The sequence below is a fragment of the bacterium genome (assembly GCA_036382775.1).
In the GTDB taxonomy this organism is placed as follows: domain Bacteria; phylum Hydrothermota; class Tepidihabitantia; order SM23-42; family JAOAFX01; genus DASVHD01.
Window position 1 is genome coordinate 19,800 of record DASVHD010000032.1, and the last position, 25,960, is coordinate 45,759.

General features: G+C 51.4%; 18 protein-coding genes. 15 read left to right on the top strand and 3 right to left on the bottom strand.

Annotation, left to right across the window (positions count from 1 at the left end):
- The first annotated feature begins 6 nt into the window (after positions 1-6).
- From VF399_06915 to VF399_06930, 4 genes are all read left to right on the top strand, one after another.
- Positions 7-2,715 (top strand): hypothetical protein, encoded by a 2,709-nt coding sequence (locus tag VF399_06915; protein ID HEX7320066.1) that lies wholly within the window; start codon positions 7-9, stop codon positions 2,713-2,715.
- Positions 2,716-2,729: 14 nt separating this feature from the next.
- The gene (locus VF399_06920; protein ID HEX7320067.1) at positions 2,730-3,806 is read left to right on the top strand and encodes a PorV/PorQ family protein; all 1,077 of its coding nucleotides are present in this window, start codon (positions 2,730-2,732) and stop codon (positions 3,804-3,806) included.
- Positions 3,807-3,824: 18 nt separating this feature from the next.
- Positions 3,825-4,688 (top strand): hypothetical protein, encoded by an 864-nt coding sequence (locus tag VF399_06925; protein ID HEX7320068.1) that lies wholly within the window; start codon positions 3,825-3,827, stop codon positions 4,686-4,688.
- Between the two features lie 81 nt (positions 4,689-4,769).
- Positions 4,770-5,750, top strand: coding sequence for a T9SS type A sorting domain-containing protein (locus VF399_06930; GenBank protein ID HEX7320069.1), 981 nt, complete (start codon positions 4,770-4,772; stop codon positions 5,748-5,750).
- Between the two features lie 192 nt (positions 5,751-5,942).
- On the opposite strand, the gene VF399_06935 is transcribed toward VF399_06930, so the two are convergent.
- The 3 genes from VF399_06935 to lexA all read right to left on the bottom strand — a co-directional run bounded on the left by VF399_06935 (position 5,943) and on the right by lexA (position 11,029).
- Positions 5,943-8,957 (bottom strand): PHP domain-containing protein, encoded by a 3,015-nt coding sequence (locus tag VF399_06935; GenBank protein ID HEX7320070.1) that lies wholly within the window; start codon positions 8,955-8,957, stop codon positions 5,943-5,945.
- A 119-nt stretch (positions 8,958-9,076) separates the two neighbouring features.
- Positions 9,077-10,345: a DNA polymerase IV gene (gene dinB, locus VF399_06940; GenBank protein ID HEX7320071.1), complete on the bottom strand. Its 1,269-nt coding sequence runs from the start codon at positions 10,343-10,345 to the stop codon at positions 9,077-9,079.
- A 123-nt stretch (positions 10,346-10,468) separates the two neighbouring features.
- Positions 10,469-11,029, bottom strand: coding sequence for a transcriptional repressor LexA (gene lexA / locus VF399_06945; GenBank protein ID HEX7320072.1), 561 nt, complete (start codon positions 11,027-11,029; stop codon positions 10,469-10,471).
- A gap of 538 nt (positions 11,030-11,567) precedes the next feature.
- On the opposite strand from lexA, the gene rpsU reads away from it, so the two are divergent.
- The 11 genes from rpsU to VF399_07000 all read left to right on the top strand — a co-directional run bounded on the left by rpsU (position 11,568) and on the right by VF399_07000 (position 25,959).
- A complete protein-coding gene (gene rpsU / locus VF399_06950; GenBank protein ID HEX7320073.1) occupies positions 11,568-11,762 on the top strand; it encodes a 30S ribosomal protein S21 in 195 nt (64 codons plus the stop codon).
- The gene (locus VF399_06955) at positions 11,735-13,744 is read left to right on the top strand and encodes a hypothetical protein (GenBank protein ID HEX7320074.1); all 2,010 of its coding nucleotides are present in this window, start codon (positions 11,735-11,737) and stop codon (positions 13,742-13,744) included. The genes rpsU and VF399_06955 overlap by 28 nt, the downstream gene beginning before the upstream one ends.
- Positions 13,741-15,408, top strand: a complete 1,668-nt coding sequence (gene dnaG / locus VF399_06960) for a DNA primase (GenBank protein ID HEX7320075.1) — start codon at positions 13,741-13,743, stop codon at positions 15,406-15,408. The genes VF399_06955 and dnaG overlap by 4 nt, the downstream gene beginning before the upstream one ends.
- The gene (locus tag VF399_06965; protein HEX7320076.1) at positions 15,405-16,973 is read left to right on the top strand and encodes a sigma-70 family RNA polymerase sigma factor; all 1,569 of its coding nucleotides are present in this window, start codon (positions 15,405-15,407) and stop codon (positions 16,971-16,973) included. The genes dnaG and VF399_06965 overlap by 4 nt, the downstream gene beginning before the upstream one ends.
- 72 nt (positions 16,974-17,045) lie before the next feature.
- On the top strand, positions 17,046-18,464 hold the full coding sequence (gene lpdA / locus VF399_06970; protein HEX7320077.1) for a dihydrolipoyl dehydrogenase: 1,419 nt from the start codon (positions 17,046-17,048) through the stop codon (positions 18,462-18,464).
- Positions 18,465-18,833: 369 nt separating this feature from the next.
- Positions 18,834-19,937, top strand: a complete 1,104-nt coding sequence (locus tag VF399_06975; GenBank protein ID HEX7320078.1) for an acyl-CoA dehydrogenase family protein — start codon at positions 18,834-18,836, stop codon at positions 19,935-19,937.
- 147 nt (positions 19,938-20,084) lie between these two features.
- Complete coding sequence (locus tag VF399_06980; protein ID HEX7320079.1) at positions 20,085-21,227, top strand: acyl-CoA dehydrogenase family protein; 1,143 nt, start codon at positions 20,085-20,087, stop codon at positions 21,225-21,227.
- 87 nt (positions 21,228-21,314) lie between these two features.
- Positions 21,315-22,457, top strand: coding sequence for an acyl-CoA dehydrogenase (locus VF399_06985; GenBank protein ID HEX7320080.1), 1,143 nt, complete (start codon positions 21,315-21,317; stop codon positions 22,455-22,457).
- 237 nt (positions 22,458-22,694) lie between these two features.
- Positions 22,695-23,474, top strand: coding sequence for an electron transfer flavoprotein subunit beta/FixA family protein (locus tag VF399_06990; protein ID HEX7320081.1), 780 nt, complete (start codon positions 22,695-22,697; stop codon positions 23,472-23,474).
- Between the two features lie 223 nt (positions 23,475-23,697).
- A complete protein-coding gene (locus tag VF399_06995; protein HEX7320082.1) occupies positions 23,698-24,693 on the top strand; it encodes an electron transfer flavoprotein subunit alpha/FixB family protein in 996 nt (331 codons plus the stop codon).
- A gap of 87 nt (positions 24,694-24,780) precedes the next feature.
- Complete coding sequence (locus VF399_07000; protein ID HEX7320083.1) at positions 24,781-25,959, top strand: (Fe-S)-binding protein; 1,179 nt, start codon at positions 24,781-24,783, stop codon at positions 25,957-25,959.
- The last annotated feature ends 1 nt before the right edge of the window (position 25,960 follow it).

Below are 25,960 nucleotides of genomic sequence, written 5' to 3' on the forward strand. Positions count from 1 at the left end.
GCGATGATGCTACTTATTATTTTCTTGCTCGCCTATCCTGAAGCTGACAAGGCGGTCGGGATATCGGATAAAGGCGAACTGTCCAATGTGTCTTCGAACTTCGGTCTGATCGCCAATCTTCACTATTTTACGCCCGCCTTTCACTGGCCCAGTTCCGCGCCATTCCAGCATCAGTACTGCCCCGGCCTGGGCATTCTGGCGGCCCGAAACGATACAATGATCGAATCCTTTTTGAACCTTGCCGCGCCGGAATGGGCGCCCAAAGTCGGTTCCTTCGGTACTCTCTATTCAGGCGAAGTCATGGCTCCGGACGGAACCCCGGTGACCGCGACCTCGGATAATGAGGAGACCTGGCCCAAGGACGGGACCGGCGAAAGGTTCTGGCCAGGCCCGTTTCGGAAAGATCCGGCAACGGGCGATGAAGTCGCGGGTGAGTTTACATCCGACCAGGACTTGTACTGCGTCTTCAATGACCAGGGTGCGTTCGGCCTGCAAGTCGACCAGTCGACCTATTCCTACGGCCGGATCTACGGACAGGATTTTATCTTTTATGATTTTCATATTTACAATTCGGGCACGGCACCAGTCGACAGCGTGTATCTCGGATTCCGCGGGAATTTCAGGTGCGACTATGACATGCAGGATTACATCGGTCTGTACCGAGATTCCAGCGTGAGCTTTGTCTATTACTGGGATGCGGACGGCATACCGCAGGATCCGTGGGTGTCCGTGGGCATGATCGGTGTCGGGTTCCTTAACCAGAGAATCGAAAATTTCCATTACTACCGCAAAGAGGACGAGCCGGTGGAAGATTTCAGGTTCTATCCGATCATTACTTCCGACCCAACCGACCCTGATATCGATTCATCGCTGTATTTCCACGGTAATGACATGCACATCGATGATTGCGGTTTGGTGCAATCGCTGCCGCCGGAATCGACCAGCGCTTATGACTTCATCGTTTCGACCGCGCCGAATACTGTCGGTCCGGCGGACACATTGCAGTTCACCATGGTCGTGGTCTGCGGCGGTGATTCCGCAGACCTGTTCGCCAACCTCGACATGGCGCTGGTGATGGCAAACAATTACTTTCTCGGCAGCGGCCCTCCCAAAACGCCGATACTTTCCGGCGTGCCCGGGTCCAGGAAGGTCACGCTTTACTGGGAGCGTGAGCCATCCGAGTCGTCGACCGATATTATAACCGGCAAAGCCGACTTTGAAGGTTACAAAATATATAGAAGCGAAAACCAGGGACAGACCTGGGGCAAGAAGATCACTGATTACAACGGCGAATTAGCGGGCTACGTGCCATTGGCCCAGTTCGACCTCAAGGATTCGATATCCGGTATTGATCCAGCTTTTCCATACCAAACACTGGGCAGCGAGACCGGCATAGTTCATACGTTCGTCGATTCCACGGTTTACAACGGCATTGAGTACTGGTATTGCGTTTCGGCCTATGATAAAGGCAACCAGCAGGTAGATTCGCTGGAACCATCGTATGAGAACCCCCGGGGCCGGCCGCAGTCGCCAAATGTCGTTTCGGTAATTCCCGCGCCCGATCCATCCGGCTACAATCCTGCAGCGATCCAGGGCGGCGATACTCTACAGCCGGCCGGCGGTCAGTGCGAGGGGCTGGCAATGGTAAAGATCCTGAACCAGTCGGAGATCATTGACCACACTTACGAGGTATCGTTCAACGATTCGGTCATGACGGACAGCGTTCATACCACTTTCAACCTGTACGATATAACAGACCAGGAAACGCTGGTTACTCATGGGTCGCTGTCAGATTCCTCGCTGGATAACATACCGGTGACCGATGGATACCGGCTGACCCTGCTGAATTGCGGCAGCGGCGTGAAATCAATGGGCTGGACGACCGTAAGCGCCGATACCTGCACGTTTTTGTGGTGGACGGGGAATGTCGGTTCAATGTCCGGTAACACTTATATCAGCGGAACCGCCGATTTCAGGATCGTTGTCGATCACGCCAATCCGGCAACGGCACAGGTCGACGATGGTTTCGGAGGTTCATACCCGCCGATTCAGATACCGATCAGGGTCTATGATATTTCCGATTCGACAAATCCAGTTGATGTCAGTGATTCGACCTGGCTCGTGGATTTTGCGTACGCGTTCCCGGGTAACCCGCTCTTCGGTCCTGAAGGCTGGGACCTGATCCCGGGCGGCGCGGGTTATAATCCCGACGCAACCGGACAGGAATACGGGTTTATCGACCAGATCGGCTGCTGGAACAACGAAGAGGAGGCGGTGTATTTCGCGACCCAGAACGGTCCCGGCACCGCGACCCCTCCGTCCGAAGGCGATGCATATACGATCAGGACTTTCAAGCCGTTCTCCATGGCAATAAAGTACCAATTCGACATGATCGCTTCTTTCATTGATACTGCTGGGGTAGACCTTGCCCGGGTGCGGGTCGTACCCAATCCTTATATCCTGCATTCCAAGTACGAGAGCACGCCCTACGACCGCAGGCTCATGTTCACGAATCTGCCGGCGCGGTGCGAAATACAGATCTATAATGTCGCCGGCGAGCATATAAAAACCATCGATCACACGAGCAGCCTCGGATATGAATTCTGGGATCTGCGTACCAAGCATGGTCTGGAAGTCGCTTACGGCATGTATGTCTACGTGGTCAAAACCGAAACGGGAACAAAAGCCAAAGGCAAATTCGTGATCATAAAATAAGAGGAGAAACGCAAATGACCGATTCCATAAAGAAACACCAAATCACGGCAAACCTTCGCTATCCGGGTGCTTGTTCCGGGCGTTCGGCCGTCGCCTGCATCATATCGCTGCTCATCGTTACGTTCGCATTTTCGTTCACTAAGGTCGGCACGACCGCGGCGCCTTTTTTGAAGATCGAATTCGGCGCCAGGGCCGCGGCCATGGCTGGTTCCTTTGTTGCTCTGGCCGATGACCCTTCTGGCGTGTATTACAATCCGGCCGGGATCGCGGAGTTGGACAAGACCTATTTGATGGGCGGACATACCGTGTGGTTCGCAGGATTGATGTATGACTACGCCGCATTCGTCCTGCCTTCGAAGAGATTGAATTTCTGCATGTGGAGTTCGTTCCTTTCGAGCGAAGCCATTGAAGTGACGACGGTCGAAAAACCAGACAGTTCCGGCCTGTATTACCGCTACCTTGACGGCCTGGTCGGATTCACCGTGTCGGCGTTCTTGTCAGACCGACTTTCCATTGGTCTCAGCGGTAAATATATCCAGCAGCAACTGTATCACGAGAACGCAGCGACCGCCGCTCTCGATATCGGCACCATACTGCGGACGCCTTTAAAGGGAGCCCGGCTCGGCATGTGCCTGGTTAACTACGGCGGCCGGATGCAGCTGAGCGGGAATGACCTGCTGGTCCAGACCGATCCCTGGCCCGAATACGAGGGGAACCCGGACGCCGAAGCGCGCTTGACGACCGAGTCGTTCCCGCTGCCGTTGGCTTTCAAAATGGGGATCGCGCTGGACGTGATCGCCCGCCAGGGCGACGGACTGTTCATAAACCCGAGCCACAGCCTGAGCATCGCCATTGACGGAATCCATCCTAATGACGGCGAAGAAAAACTGCAGGTCGGAGCCGAATATGGGTTATATGACATGCTGTTCCTGAGGGCCGGGTATAAGGTAAATTACGATATTCAGAATATAACCGCCGGTTTTGGTCTTAAAGCCGGTATTGGACACCGGGAAATAAAGATCGACTATGCTTACGTGAACATGGGTATTCTTGATGCTACCCATCGAGTCTGTTTGGGTATCGGATTCTAACCGCCTCAAGGAGGCAAAATGGCAATGACGAGAAGAAGTTTTTTAAAAGCGATCGGTTTTGCCGGACCGCTGATCGTTTTTTTGGGAAAGATCCCCAGGTTATTATGGGGCGGCAAACTGGAACATTCGGAAATGAATTTCTGGGAGAACAAAAAGTTTTTCCAGAAATCGGTTGACATGTCGGGTTATGCCAAAGGAGTGATCAAGGCGAAGATCGACGGGGCATGGAACGAATATCCAATAAGAAGCGCCAGCAAAGAGTTTATCGACTGGAATGTCAAGAAACGCCAGGAGTTCATCGACGCGATAAAGACCGGAGAGATGCCGGGTTTTGGCGGACCTCATTCGGGCGCGGTCGCGACCTATGGGCTGGGACGCAAGGATTCGAGCTTCACCCTCAATAACGCGATCAAAGGCATCGGCCTCGCGCCCAAGGACGAGAACCTGGACAAGACGATAAAACTGCTAAAGGACACGTACAACAAGACGATGCCCGAAAAAATGGATATCCTAAAATCCCTGTACACGGATCCCGAATATTTCGACTGGCGCAAACAGACATCGCTTGAGCTGTATTCGACGCCCGATTTCGAGACGCACACATTCTTGAATATAATGGAAAATCCGATATCCACGATCGTGTTCCTCGATATCCCGTCGTACGAACTGCGCGCCATCGGCCGCGTCGTACATCCGGATGACAATACGGCTTTGGAATCGGAAAAAAAGCTCCTGGAGTTCGTCAACCTGGCCCATGAATACATGCACGGCAAGTTCAGTAAGGTTTTTCCCTTGCTGCTGTTCTATATCGTCGAGGAATTCGATAATACCCCGGGTTCGAAACTTGGAATACGGACTGTGCCGGAAAGACCGGTGGAATAGGGAAGGAAAGGACGCAGGAGGCGCAGGAAATGCAGGAATCGCAGAAGAAATGAAAGAAAAAGAGATGAAAGGGAGGTTATTATGAAGAAAAAAATCATCATTATGAGCATGGTGCTGGCTGGTTTGATGTTCGGTCAGATCCTTTACGAGGATCATTTTACCGGCGGCGCCACGCAGCTTACCTGGCACGCCTGGTTCAGGGACAGCGCCGGTGTCGGCGACAGCATGGGGGTTATCAACGACCCGACAACGCCGGGCGGCGATAACTGGGCGGGCAGGATCTCTAACGAATGGATGGGCGCGGCCGGCCTGACTTATGCCGGGCTGGACACGCTGAAGGACTATTCGGTCGATGCCTGGATTTATACGCGGGTGACGAACGCAAACGGACCATACAACGGGATCTCCATCAGGATGAATCTGTCATCGCGCTATTTTTACCGGCTGGTCTCGGATTTCGATAATAGTGCCCGCCTGCGTTTGGGTTTCGTCGGCAGCGGGGGAATGCCCGTGGCGATCAGGGACTGGAACGCGGGGGAGATCCCAGGCGGCGTGCCGGCTACTTCATCCTGGCACAAGTTCAAACTCGTAACGGTCGGCGACCAGATATGGGCTTACTATGACAGTGTCCTGTTGCCTTCGTGCCCGATCACGTATGACAGCATCGCGAACGGATGTTTTGGCGTTTACACTTTCAACATGGCGGACACGTCAGGCACAAAGTGCGACGATATCATCGTGCGCGCGGAAACGTGGGGCGTCGAAGAGCAGGGGAGGACGATGACGAGTCGATTAGCAGTCTATCCGAATCCATTCGGTGGAAATCTCACGATTAAATTTCAAAGTTCAAATACCAAATACCAAATGAATGCCAAATCCCAGATCTCAATCTACAATGCTTCCGGCCGATTGGTGAAACAATTTAACCATATAACCAGTCAACCAATTAACCAAGTCACCTGGGACGGTACCGACGATTCGGGCGAACGGCTGGTTCCGGGGATCTATTTCGTGACCGACCGGCAGAACGGTGCCATGGCGAAAGCGATCAAGATCGATTAGCTGTTTTGCGTAAAGGTTTCGTTATTTGGGCGCTGGTTGTCTTGCCAGCGCCCTTTTTTCATTCTCGCAGTTATCCGTCATTCCCATGAAAATGGGAATCCAGTCTTTTGTTCCTGGACTCCTGCTGGAGTTTACCCCGTACTCTGATACGGGGTGAGTGACAAAACAATTCGCTATCATTTTATGTTATCGTCAGGCCGCCAGCAGGCCGGGCATATTCGCGCACCGGTAGGCGATCAGGTTCTGGTCTTTTATGACACCGCCGATCTTCATGATCGGGCCGGAGAGACCGGGCGCGTAAACTCGTGGAAAAACGACCGCCTCGAGGATCCCGGTTTCATCGTCAAGGGTGAGAAAGGACATGAGCTGTTTTGTTTTGGTCATAACGACGCGGCGGGTGATGAGCAGGCCGGTCAGTTCAATCGGTCTGCCTTCGACCGCATCGGCGATCCGCGCCTTTCTTTGCGGATATAAAAATTCCAGAGGATGGTATGCCGGGAAAAACCCGAGGGTCTTGAATTGTTCCTGAAGCTTGATCTTGTCGTCAAAGTCGGGGAGATCAGGGATTTTATCGGACAGCAAGATGAGATTGCTTCGTCGCTCCTTCGGAACTCCTCGCAATGACAAAGGGACTTGATCCCCGCAATGACGGTCCTCTTTTGTCATTCTGAGTTTCGCGGAGCGAAACGAAGAATCTCTCAGTAATATGTAATACATCCTCGGCCAGGATTCCCCAAGGCAGTTCAGGGCGCCGGATTTTATCAGAGCCGTGCCTTCGTCGATCGCCGGCCGCGCGTGGCGAAAAAGATCTTCAGCCGACCTGAAGGGACGGTGTTTGAGTATTCTTTTCATCGTTGTTAAGGAAAGATCCTTGATCTCGGTAAGACCGGTGAGCAGGGCGCTATCGCCAAGATCACAGTGATGAAAAGAGAGATTGCTTCGTCGCTCTCGCTCCTCGCAATGACCTGTCACTCTGTCATTGCGAGCCCCGACTTCACGGAGGGGCGAAGCAATCTCCTCTGCATGACTGCCGCATCTGTTTTGCACCACCGAAAACCCGATATCGCTCCTGTTTATGTCCGGACCAAGGATCTTTATGCCCCACCGTCTTGCGTCGTTGATATAGGCATGGGACGGGTAATAGCCGCCCTTGTTATTGATCACCAGGCGGAAAAAATCATGCGGGTAATACAATTTTTGGTAAGCGGACAGATACGCAAGCGTCGCGTAGGTCGTGCTGTGCGCCTTATTGAACCCGAAAGACGAAAAGGCTGCGACGCGCTGCCAAACCTTCTCGATATCTTTATTGTCGTAACCCAGGCCCCGGGCGCGGGAGAAGAACAACTCTTCTACTTCCTTCATCCGCAGGGGATTCCTTTCCTTGGTCATGGTGCGGCGTAGCAGGTCACCCTCGCTCAATGAAAAGTCGGCGAATTTCTGGGCGATCTGCAGTATCTGCTCCTGGTATACGGGGATGCCGAGCGTGTCCTTGAGCGTATCGGCAAGCGATGGATGCAGGCATTCGATCGCTTCTTCGCCGTGAAGTCGTTTCCAGAACCTTTCTTTCATGCCACCCTGTGCCGGGCCCGGTCTGATAATGGCGATCGCGTTGGCGATATCCATGATCGTCCGGGGTTTGATATTGCCGATCATGTGCCGGACCGCCGGGCTTTCGATCTGGAAACAACCCAAACTTTTCCCGCTGCTGATGAATTCGTAGACCCTTTTGTCTTCCAGGCTTATTTTTTCCCTTTTAAGATACAGCGCCGGGAAACCGCGGACGCCGAGAATGTCGATCTTGACCAGCCCTGTGATCTCGATGCCGTCCTTGTCATAGTGCACGATATTGCCGGCCGGGCTGGGATAGAGCGGCGCGTAACTGGTTACGGGCTGAGGGGCGATCACGATGCCGCTGGGATGGCAGGAAAAATAATGGGGGAAACCATCGATCCGGTCGGCCACATTGTTGATCCTCTTGATCAGGTATTCGCCGGTATGGTCGCGGATCGTTTTGAGCTCGAGCGGCGACACGCCGTACGCCCGCGCCGTGTCGCGGAAGCGCGCCCGGCGCTGGAAACGGTTTATGACCGCGATGTGGGCGACGCGATCAATGCCGAAACGGCCGTATATCTCGCGGATCAGTCTGTCGCGCTGGTTGAATTCGACATCGACGTCGATGTCCGGTGGTTCTGTCCGCTGGGGGTTGAGGAAGCGTTCAAAGGGCAGATCGAACTTGAGCGGATCCACGACCGACAACCCGAGCAAGTACAGGATATAGGACGAAGCGGCTGAACCGCGCACGTTCATCCCGATGTTCTTCCCGAGCGCGTATTCTTTGAGCCGGTGCACCAGGATAAAATACGGTTCAAAGCCCATGGCTTTTATGATCCGGTATTCGTAATCGGCCCGTTCTTTTTGAAGACGCGTGAGATTTCGGCAGCGCGGTCCGATGATATCCAGGAGTTTTTCGCTGGAACCGGGGAACACCCAATTGGAGTTTTCCGGGACAAAACCGCAGATACCAGCGAGTTCCCGGTTGTTCTGTACTGCCCGGGGATATCCGGCAAAGCACGCGGAAAATTCACGGATCGTCATCAGGTGGCCGAAAACCCGGGGGTTTGTTTCGTGCTGGTGTTTCTTGATAGCGCACATCAGGCGGTAGATGGTTTTTTCTTCGGGCGTGACATAAAAGACTTCGTTCGCCGCGGCGGCCGGAAAATCCGCGCAGTACACGTCGTGGCCCGGAGTGAGGAGATAGAAAATATCCTTAAAACATATTTTCAGTTCTTTGAGCGCGGGGATTGAATCGGACAAAAGCACCAGGCCCGCGGCGTGGTCCTTTACGGTCTGCAGATCGAGTTTCCCGAACGCGCGGGCGGTAAGGATGGCGCAGAGGTTCTCGTAGCCACCCCGGTCTTTCATGAAAAGATAGAGGTATTGACGCACCCTGAAGGGTGCGGCTACATCTTTATCCTCTCCCTTGGCGGGAGAGGGAAGGGTGAGGGGTGAAGAAACGGGGACTCTCGCTCCGATCACCGGTTTTACGCCGTACGCTTTGGCGAACTTCAGGAACTCGGGCAAGCCGAAGAAATTATCGTCGACGATCCCGCAGGTCGTGATCCGGTATTTCAGCAGACATTCGAAGAGCGTCTTGAGATCGGAGCCGCCAAGGCCGTAGTTGGTATGAAAAAATGGGATATGGGACATGATCGTCTCGCGGGCGCCGCAGTTAAATCCTAATATCTAATATCGAAATCCCGCTTCGTGTCGAATACTCAGCATGAGACATAAACAATATCAAAATCATAAATTTCAATGTTCTAAACTCAGCATCTTCTGTTTTTGTATTTTGGTATTTGTTTAGAGTTTAGGATTTCGGATTTAGGATTTGCATTTTGGGGTTTACGCCCCAAAATGTATGCGTTCCCCGAGAACAGGCAGGCGGATCCGAGTTTATCCCGCGCCCGGTCCAGTGCGTGATTGACATGGCTCCACCGTTCTTCCTTGACCGCGAACAGGGATGGTTGCTGCCCGTCATATTCAAGCCGGGAAAGCGCGATGCCGATGAGTCTTACCCTTTTCTTTTCCTGCATCAGGTTTGCCAGCAAGGGCGCGGCGTAGGCGTACACTTTTTGCTGGCAGTTGGTGGGTTCGGGGATCGAGGCTTGCTTTGATATCGTTTTGAAATCGGAGAACCGGATCTTTACGCTCGCGACGCGGGCGATCAGGTTCTTGCTGCGTAGTGAAGCGCAGGCTTTTTCGGTCAGGCGGTAGAGCAAAGCGTTCAGGAGGTCTTTGTTCAGCGTGTCCTCGTTCAGCGTCGTGTCCCGGCTCACGGACCGGACCGGCGGACCGCCGATGCCGCGAGCCGGAGCGTCATCGGCGAATAAAAACGGCCTCATCGTTTTGCAGTAGTTGCCCAGGGCCGTGCTCAGGATCTGTTCCGGGGTTTCGAACAGTTCTTTCACGGTTTTTATGTTCAGGTTGTTCAGGATCTCGCAGTGCTTGGGGCCGATGCCGGGTAACGCGCTGACCGAAAGCGGCGACAGGAATTCCATTTCTTCGCCCGGTTCGAGTATGAGCAGCCCGTCGGGTTTTGACTGGTCGCAGGCGATTTTGGAAAGCGCCCTGGTGCGGGCGATGCCGACGGAAGTCGGCAGTTTGAGTTCATCTCTAATTTGGTCTTTCAATCTGCGGGCAATAACGGGCGGCGGTCCGAAGAGCCGTTCAGTGCCTTTGATGTTTATGTAGGCCTCGTCGATGGAAACCATTCTAACGTCCGGCGAGTAGGTTTCGATTATGCTTTTGAACCGGCGGGAAAATTTTTCATATTCCCTGAAATGCGATGGCACGAACAGACCCCGGGGGCATAACCGGTAAGCCTTTGACACCGGCATCCCCGCGCGGATCCCGAAGACCCGCGCCTCGTAAGACGCCGACGTCACCACGCCGCGCTGGCCCGGCAGAGCGCCGACGATCACGGGTTTACCCTTCAGCGAAGGGTCCAGGATCTGCTCGACCGATACGAAAAAAGCGTCAATGTCAATGCAGAGGTACATGGTCGTTAAATCCGAAACACAGTTGTGTTTCGTCATACGTTATTCGGCGTCGCCGCTCGTATCGTTTTTCGTTTACCGTCACAGGCGATTCTTTGCCGTATGACAATGCCGTATAACGATACGGGCCGCCAGGACGTATAACGTTTGCCATGATCTGGGTCAGATCTTCCTTATCACCCCTATCACCTTTCCGATGACCTCGAACGGCCTGGTGAGCAGGGGGTAGGAGTCGTTCTCCGGTTTCAGGGCAAAATTTCCGTTGAGTTTCTTGAACCGTTTGACCGTTGTCTCGCCCTCGATATTGGCGACGACGATCTCGCCGTCAGAGGCTTCTTTGTTGGGTTTCACGACCACCATGTCGCCGTCATAGATCCGGGCGTTCACCATGCTGTCGCCTTTCACCTTGAGCAAAAAACAACCCTGCCAGTTCAGCGGATCGAAATAGCCTTCCACTTCCTCAAAGGCGAGTTCAGGCAGACCAGCGGCTACCCTGCCGATTATGGGAAGCTTTACAGGTTCGATCTTTATTCCCCTCGCTTTGGTGGGGATCTTTTTGATGAGGCCTTCTCTGGTCAGATTGTCAAGGTGAACTTTTATTGCTTTGGTGCTCTTAAACCCCAGAATCCGCGCGATCTCACGGATGGTCGGCGGATAACCGTAGTCATGCACAAAATCCTGGATTATCCTCAGGATCTCATCCTTGGTCTTTGTTTTGCGCATAAAACCTCCTTCCCCTGCTATGCAGGGGATAGATTACAGTGATAAAAGTACCGGTAAATCGTTGTAATCTATCTGTTATCACCGTAATCAAGCACGTTAGGGATTTATTACTAACGTGGTAAACATTTGTTTACATAGTCATTATAAGCACCAAACCGGTTTTGTCAAGGGGTGAAATGCATTTTTCTGCCAAGGCAGAAAAATACGATTACAGTGATTGAAGCACAAGATTACAGTGATAAAATAACAAAATATGTATTATTTACTAATCAATAATTACCAATTACCAGTTACCAGTTACCAAGAGCTATTTGACCTCTTGACAAATGCCCAATTTTCAATATAATATAGTGTATAGTGATGGCTAACCTAAAGATCAAAGATCATATTCATGTTAGCACATCCGCCATAATAGTGGCGGATTTTCATTGCTTATACTACGTACAGGTATAGATGACAGTGATTCACAATACGATTACCGTGATAAAAACGTCGCTAATTCGTTGTTATCAGTCTAATGAAAGGGGGTGTAAACTAAATGACAAAGATCACCGTTTACGAAGGTGAATCATTCGAGAACGCAATGCGCCGGTTTCGTAAAACAGTCGAACGCGCCGGTATTTTAAGGGCCATAAAAAAGCACGAAGTGTACGAAAAACCGAGCGAAAAAAGAAAAAGGCGGTTTATTGCCGCCCGTAAAAAGGAATGGAAACGGCAGCGAGAGGAATTATAGAAAGAACACATGCCGAAGAGGTTTTAGAACTGCCTAAAGTCCTTAATATTCTATCCGATTATTGCCAGACCGAACCAGCAAAGAGCCTGGCCCTGGCGATCGCCCCAAGAAAAAGTTTGGATGATGTCGAATATGAATTGAACAGGATAGATGAAGTAAGGAGTTTCAGCGATGTTCCTCAATTTTTCGTGCCATTTGAGCCGGGTAGTTTAAGGACATCTTCAGCTGTTCAGTCCTGCTTATCGATAGATAATATATGTTCAGTGAAGTTGTTTCTTATTCATGTTGGTACTTTAAAGGAAAAATTCAAGAAGACCAGTATTTATAAGTATTTTGATGGGGTTGGCGAATACCGGGATGTTATTGATAAGATTGAACACATGATCGATCAAAGCAACCAGATAAAAGATGATGCGACACCTGCCCTGTACAAAATAAGGCAAAGAAAGAAAACCGTGAACAATATGATAGGCGAAACTTTGAGGCGCATACTGGCCGAGCGGTCCAATATGTTCAGTGATCAGAATATCGTTAGCCGTAATGGCCGGTATGTTTTGCCGGTTAAAAACAATTTTAAAAAGGACATGTCCGGCATTGTGCACTCCTATTCAAACTCGGGCGAAACGATCTTCATTGAACCGATCGAGATCACGGACCTGAGTGCTGAACTGGTTGACCTGGAAAGCAGGGAAGCGAAAGAGATCGAACTGATCTTGCAAATGCTGACCGCGATCATAAACGAAAGGCTTGAAGATATCGAAGCCGATATCAAAAGGGTCGTTGATCTCGATCTATTGTTCGGAAAAGCCATCTATGCCCGCGAGTCTAATTCAGTGAGGCCTGAGTTTTCCAACCGATTGAACATAGTGGACGGGTATCACCCGGTCCTGAAGAGGATAAAGAATGATGCCGTCGCTTTGAACCTGATCATGGATGGCGATAAACGAGTATTGCTGATCAGCGGCCCAAATGCCGGCGGGAAAACGGTTGTTTTGAAGACTGCCGGGCTGCTGGTGCTGATGGCTAAGTGCGGCATGTTCATTCCCGCTGCCGAAGGCTCGGCGATGCCGTTCTTTGATGAGGTTTACGCAGACATCGGCGATGAACAGAGCCTTGAATCCGACCTTTCGACCTTTGCTGGTCATATCAAGCAAATCAATGCCGCCCTGCGTTCCAGCAAGGCTTCGTGCCTTGTCCTGCTCGACGAACTTATGAACCAGACATCGGTTGAAGAGGGTTCTGCATTGGCGCAGGCGATCCTTGATGACCTGGCATCCAGGAACCGGTTCGTGATCGCAACTACTCATAATGAGAACCTGAAGATATACGTGAGCCAGCAGAATAACATGCTGAATGCCGGCATGGAATACACTGACCATCCTACCTACCGTCTGATCACGGGTATTCCCCAGCCCAGTAACGCGATCAAGCTTGCCGGTTCAATGGGCGTTGACCCGGCGATCATTAAAAAAGCAATATCATACATGGACAAGGAAAAGGTCTCGCTCAACACGATATTCGAGGACCTGTCTAGCAAACTCCAGGCCATCGATGAAGAGCGCAAGACGCTTGCCCGGCTGACCGCTGAGTATGATTCCAAACTGACCGAGTTGAAGACCCGAAAGAAAAAAGAGATCGACGACTTCAAGGAACAGCACAAAAAAGAAATGATCCAGGCGAAACGGACGGTCGAGCGGTTGATAAAAGCGCTGAAAAAAGAGGGGCCGAAAAAGGATACGGTCCAGAAAGCCAATGAATTTTTTGAAAAAAATGTGGTCGAAGAAAAACACGAGCCCTATGTTCCAGAGATCGGGGAGCTCGTTCGGATCCATGGTCTGCAAAGGGCCGGCCAGGTGATCGCAGAGCGCCAGGGGAAGTTCAAGATCAGTTTGGATAACATGTTCTTCTGGGCGGTACCGGCGGAGATCGAAAAGCTGGGACCGGCTGACAGCGAAAAGACAAAGAACAAAAAGATGCCATGATCGAGCGCGAACAGATCGAAGAGATCAAGCGGCAGACCGACATCGTGGACGTTATTTCGCAGTTCGTCCAGCTGAAGAAAGTGGGGAAGAACTACCGCGCGCTGTGCCCTTTCCACACGGAGAAGGCGCCTTCGTTCTACGTCAGCCCGGACAAGGGTATTTACTATTGTTTCGGGTGCAAGAAAGGCGGCAACGCGATCAGCTTCCTCATGGAGTATGAACACCTGGATTTTCCCGATGCCCTGCGCAGGCTGGCAAAGGCGGCCGGCATCGAGATCGACACTTCCAAAGGTCTTAAACACAAAGAATTATACGAAGTGAACGAACTCGCGTGCCAGTACTACTCCATGGTTTTGACCAAAGAGATTGGGCGCCGGGGCATGAATTATTTGAACGAACGCAAGGCTAACCTTGAAAAACTAAAAGATTTCAGGCTGGGATACGCGCCGAGTTCGGGTCAGTTAGTGACCTACATGAAGCAGCAGAACGTCAGCGCTGACCGTCTTAATCAGGTCGGCCTTACCTCGTCGGGACGGGAGGTGTTCCATGACCGTATTATTTTTCCGCTCATCAACCTGTCCGGACGCGTGATCGGTTTTGGCGGCCGCGGCATTGACGATTATATCCAGCCGAAATACCTTAACAGCCCGGAAACGCCGATATTCAGGAAAGGCGATAACCTATACGGGTTGTTCCAGGCGAAGGAAACGATGAGGCTCAAGAACGAGTCGATCCTGGTCGAAGGTTACTTCGATCTGCTCAGCCTATACCAGCACGGGATCAAGAACATATGCGCTCCGCTGGGAACGGCGCTGACCGAAAAGCAGGCCGTACTGATCTCGCGGTACGGGCATAAGGTTCACCTGCTGTTCGACGGCGATATGTCGGGGATAAAGGCCGCGCTACGCGCCATCGGCCTGTTGATCAACGCGCAGGTCGACGTGCACGTGGCATCGCTGCCTCGGGATACGGACCCTGATGATTACATCAAGAAACACGGCGCCGATAGTCTGAATACGCTGATCGGAGAATCGCCGGACTTTTTCCATTTTTATAAGAACGCGGTGAAGATCCAGACGGTCGAAGACGAGATAACGCTGATAAAGGATTTGATGCAGATCATCAACACGATCCAGGATCCGATCAGGTATGACCGTTACTTGAAACACATTGAAACAGTATTCAATCTGTCGCCAGAGACGATCAGGAAAACGGCGGCAAAAAAAGAAGCACCGGTCGGTCTAAGCGAAAGCCCGAAACCGATAAAAGCCACTGATGAAGAGCAAATGATGGCGATGATCATCAACAACCGAGAATATGCTGAAAAGATCAAGGACATATTAACCGAAAAGGATTTCAATAGTGAAAAAGTAAGGAAGCTTTTCAATCATATTATAAAGAACAAAGACGTTGGGATCGACAGCCTTTCCGGTGTGGTTGATGCCGATCTCGAACACACTATGATGGAACTTGTATTGAAAAAAGACGAACGTTTATCAGAAGAAGATTTCTTGAAAGCTGTAAAAAAATTTAAAAATAAAATAGAAAATAAACGGTTGACTTTCCTCATTGCTGAGGCAAATAAGAAGCACGATGACGATGAGGTCACACGATTACAAAAAGAACATAAGGAGCTTAGAAATAACGAAGGGGTGACAAAGTGAAATATTCCCAGGCAGTATTCGATAAGGCGAAGGAGAAGGGGAAGATAACAATTAATGAGATCAACAAGTTGATCCCGGATAATGTTTCGCCGGAAGAGATCGATGAAATACTTGATCTGCTCGCGCGGTACGGTATCAGTATCGTTCAGGAAGAAACAGCACCGGCAGTCAAACCGCAGCCAGTGGCCAAGGCGTCGGTAAAGCCTGACGAGCCGATCCGCGCGTATTTCCGCGAACTTGCGCGGTACGACCTGCTGACCAAGGATGAGGAATACGAGCTCGCGGTCAAGATCGAGACCGGTTACCGGATGATCGAGCGGCAGTTCCTGCCGTTCCCCTGTACGGTCCGGAAGCTGATCGAGGTCTGCAAGCAGGTGGAAGAAAGCCGCAAGAGCCTGGACCAGGTGTCGCGCGTCGAGATCGAAGCCATGATGGACAAACACGCATTCTGGGCAGAACGCCAGCGGTTCATCCGGCGCGTAAAATCGATCGAGAAAGATTATAATTCGCTCCTTAACCTGTACAAAAAAACACGGCACGAAAAGGCGAGAGCGCTGGAATGGAGAGTTTTCGAGAAAGAAGAACGGATATTGAGAAAACTCGCGATCCTATCGCTCCAGCACGGCGCCGTGAACAACGCGATCACGGCTTTTAAGGACAAGGCTGCGCGGCTCGAAAAAGTGGAAAAAACGATTCCTAGATTGCGCAATGAAAGCGAGATCTCGCTCTTCGAGAAGGAAAGACGTGTGCTGTTCGGTGATCTCGGTCATGAGACAGAGCGGATCAAGGAATCGCTGAATATCGTGGACGCGTGGGAAGACCTGATCAACCGCGCGCGGCAGAGGATGATCGAGGGCAATATGCGTCTGGTCATTTCCATTGCCAAAAAATACGTCAACCGTGGTCTGGAATTCGCCGACCTGGTCGGCGAGGGCAACAATGGTCTGATCAAGGCGGTAGAAAAATTCGATTACCGCAAGGGTTACAAGTTCTCCACATACGCAACATGGTGGATCCGGCAGGCGATCACTCGGGCGATCGGCGACCAGGCCCGGACCGTGCGCGTGCCCGCCCACATTCTCGACACCATGAACAAGGTTGCCCGCGCGCAACGCGATATGATCCAGGATCTGGGCCGGGAGCCGACCGTTGAAGAGATCGCCGACCATCTTGACCTGCCAACCGACAAGGTCAGGATGGCACAGAACATATCGCTCATACCGATATCGCTCGACAAACCGATCGACGACGAGGAGTCGAGTTTTGTCGGTGATTTTATCAGCGACCCGATGGCGGATTCGCCGTCGCGCAGAGCCGCGATCTCGATCCTCAAAGACCGTTTCAGCGACGTGCTGAGGGATTTGCCAAAAAGAGAGGAAAAGATCATCCGGCTGCGTTTTGGCCTGAACGACGGCTTGCCCCGGACGCTCGAGGAAGTCGGGAGAATGTTTAACATCACAAGGGAACGCGTGCGTCAGATCGAAGCCAAGGCGTTGCGTAAACTAAGACACCCGACGCGCATTCGCAAGCTCCAGATGTTCAAGGATTTGATAGAAATGGAATGAACTTCATGTAATGCCAAATATCAAATGTCAAATACCAAATGAATTTCAAATTACAATTCCTAAAACTGGATAATGGGCAATAATCATTACGATACTATAATCATCGGCGCCGGGTCGGCCGGCTATCCATGCGCGATCAGGCTGGGACAGCTTGGCAAGAAAGTGCTCGTCATCGAGGAGAAAGAACTCGGGGGAGTGTGCTTGAACCGGGGCTGCATTCCAACAAAGGCGCTGAGTTTCGCGGCTGAAATGAAAGACAACCTGAAAAAAGCCAGGATCATGGGCTACCGGATAGATGATCAGGGATTAGACCTGGCGGTCCTGCGCGACTGGAAGGATAGTGTCGTGCAAAGGCTGCGCAGCGGTGTTATTTATCTTTTCAAGCAAAACAACGTGGAAGTTAAAAACGGCAAAGCGCAGATCCTTTCCGAACACAAAGTTGAATGCGCGATCAAAGATGGCGAAGGCAGCGGCACCGCGGCTGTTTTTGAAGCTGAAAATATCGTTGTCGCCACGGGCACCGAGATCATGCCCCTGCCCGGGCTTGATTTTGACCATAAGTTTATTATTGATACTGACGACGCGCTGGAGCTGAAGGAAATACCGGGACGACTGCTCGTCGTGGGCGCGGGCGCGAGCGGGCTTGAGCTCAGCAGCATTTACAGCCGCCTGGGTTCGAAGGTAGCGGTCGTGGAGATCATGGAGCAGATCCTGCCGGGCATGGAACATGAGCTCTGTGGACAGCTTTTTAAAATCTTAAAAAAGTCAGGGATCGAGATCTTTTTGAATTCCCGGGTCAGCGGTTATGAAATGATAGGGACTGGCGATGAAGGACTCGTGGCGACGATTAAAAAAGTCGATGGCGAAACGAAAATGACCTTTGACAAGATCCTGGTGACCGTGGGCAGGAGACCGGTGGATCACGCGCTTAAAAAATTCGGCCTTGCGACGGACAAAAAAGGGTATTTGACGGTTGATGGATCTTTGCGGACCAGCGTCAAGAATATCTACGCCATTGGCGATATGATCGGACCGCCGCTGCTCGCGCACAAGGCCACCAAGCAGGGGGTTGTGTGCGCCGAGATACTCGGCGGAGAAAGAGCAAAATTTGAACCGCGCAAGGTTCCTTCGTGCGTTTTCACCATCCCGCCGCTGTCGACGGTCGGCATGACCGAGAATGAAGCAGTGGCCAAGGGATTGAAAATAAAGATCGGTCGCTTCCCGTACCGCGCTTCAGGCAAAGCCCTGGCAATGGGAGAGACCGAGGGACTGGTCAAGATCATCGGTGACGAGAAAGACCGCCTGATCGGGCTGCATATCCTTGGCGCCGAGTCGCCGAGCCTGATCGCCGGAGGCATGCTTGAGGTCGAGCAGAGCGTTCCGATCCGTGACCTTACCGAGATCATCTATCCGCACCCGACCTTGACCGAGATCATCGGCGAAGCCGCAGAAAACTACTTCAAAAAAGCCACGCATATAGCCAATAAATAAAACGCATTTTCATTCGGCATTCGTTCCATTCATCACGGAAATCAGCCATTTTATCGCAGTAATCGATACAAAAGGACTAATCCTTTCGTATTGTATTGACTTCCATCCTTAATAGTATATAATATTAGGTTGCGCATCCTAAAAAAAGCCAACATTTTATGGTCAATGCGCACTTTTTTTATCAAAAACAGCGTAATTGACAAGGGCGGTAGCTTACTTGTTTGCCTTAAAAGGCACACTAATATAGATTACAGTGATTAAAATCGGTGATTACCGTGATACCAGACCAGACAATATACAAACATACACTATTCGTTAATTACCAATTACCAATAGCCAATTACTTTTTTATGCAATGATGGAGGTATTATGCCATTGATAACACTGGATAATGAACAGAAGATGATCATGAGCGAAGTAAGAAAATTCGCAATTTCTTCACTTGAACCGATTTCTTCAGATATTGACAAAAAAGCCGTAATTTCGGATGAAATATTCAAAAAACTCAATGATCTTGGTTTGTTGTATCCGATTATACCCGCACAATACAACGGCGCAGGAATGAACGCGACAAGCCTTTGCATTATTGTCGAGGAGATATCCAAATCGCTCGCTTCCTTAGGCGCGATACTGGTCGTTAACAACAGTATCTGCGCTTTTTTTATTGACCAATGTGCCGGGGATAGTCAGAAAAAGAAGTACTTTGACCTGATGAATTCCGGAAAGATAATGGGTTATATCATGGAACCCCAGGTCGATCCGTCAGGGGCAGACGCATCCATTGATAACGCGGGTGTGATATCTGGCAAAAGGAATTTCGCTTTGAATGCTTTGTATGCCGACAGCATGTTTATTCCTTTTACCGGCAAAGAGGGCGTGGTTGCTGCTATCTTCAATAAGAAAGACAGGGGCGTTAGACTGTCCCGGATAGATCTGCTGGGTTTGAACGCGGCCGGTATTATGAGTGCCGAATTCATGGGATTGTCAGTGAATCCTGAAGCGCAAATAAAGCCGTCAGCTGCAAAAGCAGCCAGTCACTTCACCGCTTTTGCGCAGCTTGGGTTTTCCGCGGTCCTCCTTGGTATCAGTCAGGCCGGATTGGACGCCGCGGTAAAATATTCGAAGGAGCGCAAGCAGTTCGGTCGTGCGATCTGTGAATTTTACATGGTCCAGGAAATGCTGGTTAATATGAAAGTTCGGATCGAAGCAGCGCGAAACCTTGTGTACGATGCGGCGTTCAAGTACGACCACAAGGAGGATTTCACGCTGGCATCCATGCTGTGCTTTATTCACGCGTGCGATACCGCAGTATACTGTGGCCTGAATGCGATACAAGTGCACGGCGGCTACGGCTATACCAAAGACTATCCAGTGGAACGATACCTGAGGGATGCCAAAACTATTCAGAATATCGCAGGAGTGCAGTATACGGTCAAGGAGCAGGTGGCGCGGGATTTACTTGGAAAATCTTAGGATTTTCCTGATGACAGTGATAAGAGGATAAAAATTGATCACTCCGTTCTGCATCATGAAAGTCATAAATGATGAAACAGGACGCAGAAATCAGCGCCGTGATTGCAAGAAAAATTTCGGTGATAAAGAAAATAAAAGGGAGCTGACATGTCGATGTTCTTGAACGAAGCGCATAAAAAATTTAGAGAAAAGATAATAGCGTTCGCGCAGAACGAGGTCCGTCCCCGCGCGAAAGAGATCGACCAGAAAAGCGAATTTCCCGCCGACCTGGTAAAGCGGATGGCCGAGCTGCAACTGCTTGCCCTGTACGTGCCGAAGGAATACGGCGGCGCCGGACTGGACGTGACATCGTACGCGATCGCGGTCGAGGAGATCGGTCGGGTGTGCGGTTCCACCGGGATATTTCTCGCCGCGCATTCGTCGCTTGGCGTGTTCCCGGTCTGGTATGCCGGTACCGAGGAGCAGAAGCAGAAGTGGCTCATACCGCTCGCCCGGGGTGAAAAGATCGGATCCTTCGGTTTGACCGAGCCCAACGCCGGTTCGGATGCGGCCGGTACCCAGACCACGGCAAAATTGGTCGGCGACAAATACGTTATCAACGGCGCCAAGCGGTTCATCACTTCCGGGCACGTGGCCGACGTGCTGATCATAACCGCGACCAAGGATCCTAAACTCGGGTACAACGGCATATCGGCGTTCATCGTGGAAAAAGGTATGACCGGGTTTTCCTGCGGAAAAGAAGAAGACAAGATGGGTCTGCGCGGTTCGATTACTTCGGAGTTGAGCTTTGAGGACTGCGCGGTGCCAAAAGATAATTTGTTGGGCAACGAAGGCGACGGGTTCAGGATCTTCATGGAGACGCTCGACGGAGGAAGGATCTCGATCGGCGCGCTCGCGCTGGGAATAGGCCAGGGCGCTCTCGATTCGGTCTTGGAGTTCGTGAACAAGGGCACCAAGGGCGGCAAACCGCTGAGCAAGTTCCAGCAGTACCAATCCGTGATCGCCGAGATCGCGACGGAGATCGAGGCGGCGCGACTGTTGGTTTACCAGGCCGCCTATCTCAAGGATAACGGGCAGCCTTACGTCAAGGAGTCGGCAATGGCCAAATACTATGCATCGACTGCCGGCATGAAAGCGACCAGTTTAGCCATTGACGTGCACGGCGCGCTGGGTATCACTAAAGAATACCCGGTCGAGCGGTACTTGCGAGATGAGAAATTAATGGAGATCGGCGAAGGCACAAGCGAGATCCAGAAGATCGTCATCGCGAGGCAGATGCTGGAGAAATGATACTGGTTAAAAGGTTAAATAATTAAATGGTTAAATATTCAACCATTCACCAATTACCAATGTAAATTTTCTGTGGAAGGAGGTATAATGGATTTTGATTTGACCAAAGACCAGAAAATGCTGCAGGATCAGGTGAAGAAATTCGCGGACGCGGAGATAGCGCCATTGGCGGCTGAGATCGATATCTCGCGGGAGTTCCCGTGGAAATCAATAAAGAAAATGGCGAACCTGGGATTGCTGGGGATCGTTGTTCCGGAGAAATACGGCGGCGCGGGTTTTGACTTTGTGTCCCTGGCGATCGCGATCGAGGAGATCTCCAGGGTTTGTTCGTCCACCGGCGTGATCGTAGCAGTGAATAATTCGCTGACCACATATCCGATACTGCAGTTCGGTAGCGAAGAGCAAAAAATGAAATACCTGCCGCCTTTGTGCGACGGGTCAAAGCTGGGCGCTTTTGCGCTGACCGAACCCAATGCTGGATCTGATGCCGCGGCGATCGAAACCATGGCCCGCCTTGAAGGCGACAACTACATCCTGAACGGAACAAAGAGGTTCATCACCAATGGCACTGAAGCGACTATTTTCGTGGTCTTTGCCGTAACGAACAAGGAATTGAAGCATAAAGGCATCAGCGCGTTCATCGTAGAAAAAGGCATGCCCGGGTTCACCGCCGGAAAGCATGAAGATCTGATGGGTATCAGAGCGACCGGCAATTGCGAGCTGACATTCGAGGACTGCAAAGTACCAAAAGCGAACCTGCTCGGTAAGGAAGGCGACGGGTTTAAGATCAGCATGAACACGATCGATGTTTCGCGGGTCGATATCGGAGCTCAGGCAGTTGGCGTCGCCCAGGGTGCGTTGGACGCCGCGGTGAAATATTCAAAAGAGCGCAAGACGTTCGGTGTGCCCATATGCAACCACGAAATGGTACAGTCAATGCTTGCCGAGATGGCGACCAAGATCCAGGCAGCGCGCTTGCTGGTGTACTTCGCTGGTCAGTGCAAGGACAAGGGCATGCCCAGGTTCTCGAAAGAGTCGGCCATGGCAAAATATTATGCCGCCGATATCGCGGTTGAAGTGACGAGGATGGCGGTTCAGATCCACGGCGGTTATGGTTTTTCCAAAGAATACGCCGTTGAGAGAATGTATCGCGACGCCAAGATCCTCGAACTTTATGAGGGAACCCGCGAGATCCAGAAGATCGTGATCGCGAGAGAGTTGACAAGATAAAACCTAAGCACTAAATCCTAAACTCTAAACTCTAAACAATTTCAAATGACCAAAATCCAAAATTCAAAAGATATCCCCCCCACCTTAATCCTCCCCCTCGAGGGGGGAGGGAATGGGAGAGGGTGTGTTTGGGATTTAGAATTTTGATTTTGTTTATGTTTCATGCTGAGGATTCGACACGAAGCGGGATTTAGATATTGGGATTTCGAATTTTCCACTGAAGGAGGTTTTTTGAGCATGAACATTATCGTCTGCATTAAAAGGGTCCCCCAGACTGCGGAGGCCGAGGTCAAGGTCGATCCCTCGGGCAAGAATATCATTAAGGACCGTTTGACTTTCGATACCAACGAATCCGATACCTACGCGTTGGAAGAGGCGATCCTGCTCAAGGAAAGGTGCGGTGCCGGCAGCACCGTGACCGCCGTTAGTGTGGGTAATGCCGATGCTGAGGATTCGCTCCGCATCGCGCTTGCCAAAGGCGCGGATACGGCGATTCTGGTCAAGGCCGAGGATTTCGGGGAACTGGACGGGTTCAAAACCGCCCAGCTGCTGCGCGCCGTGATCAAAGACCTGCCGCACGATATCATATTGACCGGCTGCGTGGCGACCGATGACGGATATTATCAGGTCGGTCCGGTACTCGCGGAATTGCTGGGTATACCGCACGCAACGCTGGTGACCAAGGTCGAGGTTGCCGGAAACAAAGCGCAGGTCCACCGGGAATTGGAAGGCGGTTTAATCGAGCACCTCGAAGCGACCTTGCCGGTGCTGGTCACGACCCAGACCGGTATCAATGAACCGCGGTACGCTTCGCTGATCGCGATCCGACGCGCTGCGAGCAAGGAAATAAAAATCGTCGGCAATGCGGAACTGGGCGGATACGAATTGCTGGACAACTCGACGCTCGATTCCCTATTCACGCCACCGGTCGGCAAACGGGCCGAGATCCTGACGGGCGCGGCTGACGAGGTCGCGGCAAAAGTGACGGGAATCATTAAGGACAAAGGACTCATTTAATATCTAAGCACTAAATCCTAAACTCTAAACAGTCTCAAATGACCAAAACCCAAAATTCAAAAAATATCCCCCCCACCTTAATCCTCCCCCTCGAGGGGGGAGGGAATGGGAGGGGGTGTGTTTGGGATTTAGAATTTAGAATTTGTTTATGTTTCATGCTGAGGATTCGACACGAAGCGGGATTTAGATATTAGGATTTCGGATTTCTCATGAAGGGAGCCAGATGAATGATATTTTCGCATTGATCGAGCATCGCCAGGGAACGATCAGGGATATATCATATGAAATACTCGCCGCCGGCCGGAAGCTTGCCTCACAATCTAAGGGGAAATTGACCGCTGTGCTCTGCGGCCATCAGATCGGAGCTTTTGCTGAAAAGATAAAGACGCAGGCGGACCGTCTCGCGGTTATGGATAGCGAATTATTCAAAAATTTCAACGCTGAAATATACCAGATGGCTATGGTCGAACTTATCAAACAGGAAAAACCCTTGCTTGTGCTCCTGGGGCATTCGGCGTCGGGGATGGATATCGGGCCGTCGCTGGCAGTGCAGCTGAACATGCCATTTGCGACCGATTGCTGTGATCTCCAGATCGATACCGGCAGCGGCGCTGCCAGCATCTCGGTCACGAGAACCATGTATGACGGGAAGCTTAACGCAAAGGTACGACTGCGCCAGCACGGATCATACCTCGTTACCTTGCGCAGCGGCTGTTTCCCGGCCGAAGAAGGAAAACTCAACGCCGAGATGGTCAGTTTTCTGCCATCGTTCAAGACTGAACCTGAATATCGCCGGTTCGTTGAATATATTGAAGCTGCGCTGGGAGAGGTGGATATCACTAAATCCGATATCATAATTGGCATCGGCCGCGGCGTGAAGGAACAGGCTAATCTTGCACTGATCGAGGATTTTGCCAAAACCGTGGGCGGTGTCGTGGCTTGTTCAAGGCCGATCGTTGACGCCGGGTGGCTACCCAAGGACCGGCAGGTTGGTTCTTCCGGCAAAACGGTCAAACCAAAACTGTATATTGCCCTGGGCATATCTGGCGCATTTCAGCATCTCGTCGGTATGAAGAGCTCGGACCTCATCATCGCCGTTAACAAGGATCCAAATGCGCCCATTTTCAACGAGGCCGATTACGGCATCGTGGACGATCTCTTCAAAGTCGTGCCGGTCCTGAAGAACAAGATAATTGAAGTGAAACAAGCGAAAGCATGATTTTCGAATATTCCGAATTACAAATGATAATCCGCCAAACAGTGTGGCGGACCGAATAAATGCCGAATATCAAAATTCAGGAAAACGATGAGCAGCCTGATCACGATCAATAACGAGATCCGCGATATCCTGATGGAACAGGGCGCCCAAGACGCGGTAAAATGCTATCAGTGCGGCCGGTGCATGGCGGCGTGTCCATGGAATATGCTGCAACCGGTGAATTACGCCGTGTACCAGTTCCCGCAGAGCGTCAAACTTGGCACGATGACGAGCAGCGAGAAGAAAGAAGACATTGAACGGGAGACGATCGATGTCTTCAGGTGCATTGGCTGTGATAGCTGCAGGTATGAATGTCCTCGCGGAGTGAACATCTCCGATGTACTGCGCGCCGTACGCAGGATCCTCGTGGATTTCGGGTCCTATCCGACCGACCTGAAGAGTTTTATTACGCGTCTTTTCAATACCGGCAATCCTCTGGGCGAACCCGCCCTTAAACGGATCGAATGGATGAACGAAACAGGCATCCCAAAATTCACGGTATCGCACGAGTTGCTCTATTTCCCGTGTTGCATCCCTTCATACGACAGCCGGGTGAAGAAAGTGGCTCTTGCCACGGCCAGGATATTACAGACCGCCGGCGTAAGTTTTGGCGTGATCGGCGAAGATGAATTTTGCTGCGGCGAAGCCGTGCGCCGGGCAGGCGCCGAAAAGGTCTTCCAATTGGCGGTAAAGAGAAACAGCGAGACATTCCAGAAAGTAAAAGCCCGCAACGTCCTCACGACCTCTCCGCACTGCCATACGATATTTGCGAAAGAATATGTCCGTTATTACAGCGGTCTTAAATCAACGCACGCGACTGAGTTTTTCAGTCAACTTATCAAGGACAAAAAGATAGTGCCGCGAAAAAGGTTCGAAAAAAAGGTCGTGTACCATGATCCGTGCACGCTGGGCCGGCAGATGAACGTATATGACGAGCCGCGGCACGTGCTTAAGAGCATACCTGGTCTTGAATTAATGGAAGTGGCGGTGTTCAACCGCAAGTACAGCTTGTGCTGCGGAGGCGGTGCCATGGGTTTGTGGCGTGAATGGTCGCACGACGAACGACTGGCAACGGTCCGGCTGGAACAGCTAATGAAAACCGGCGCCGATGTTATCGCCGTCGCCTGTCCGTACTGCCTGCAGATGTTCGAGGAAACCCTGAAATCGATGGGCAAGGAAGTGCCGGTGATGGACGTAGCTGAAATACTGAACGAGAGTTTAGGTTAGT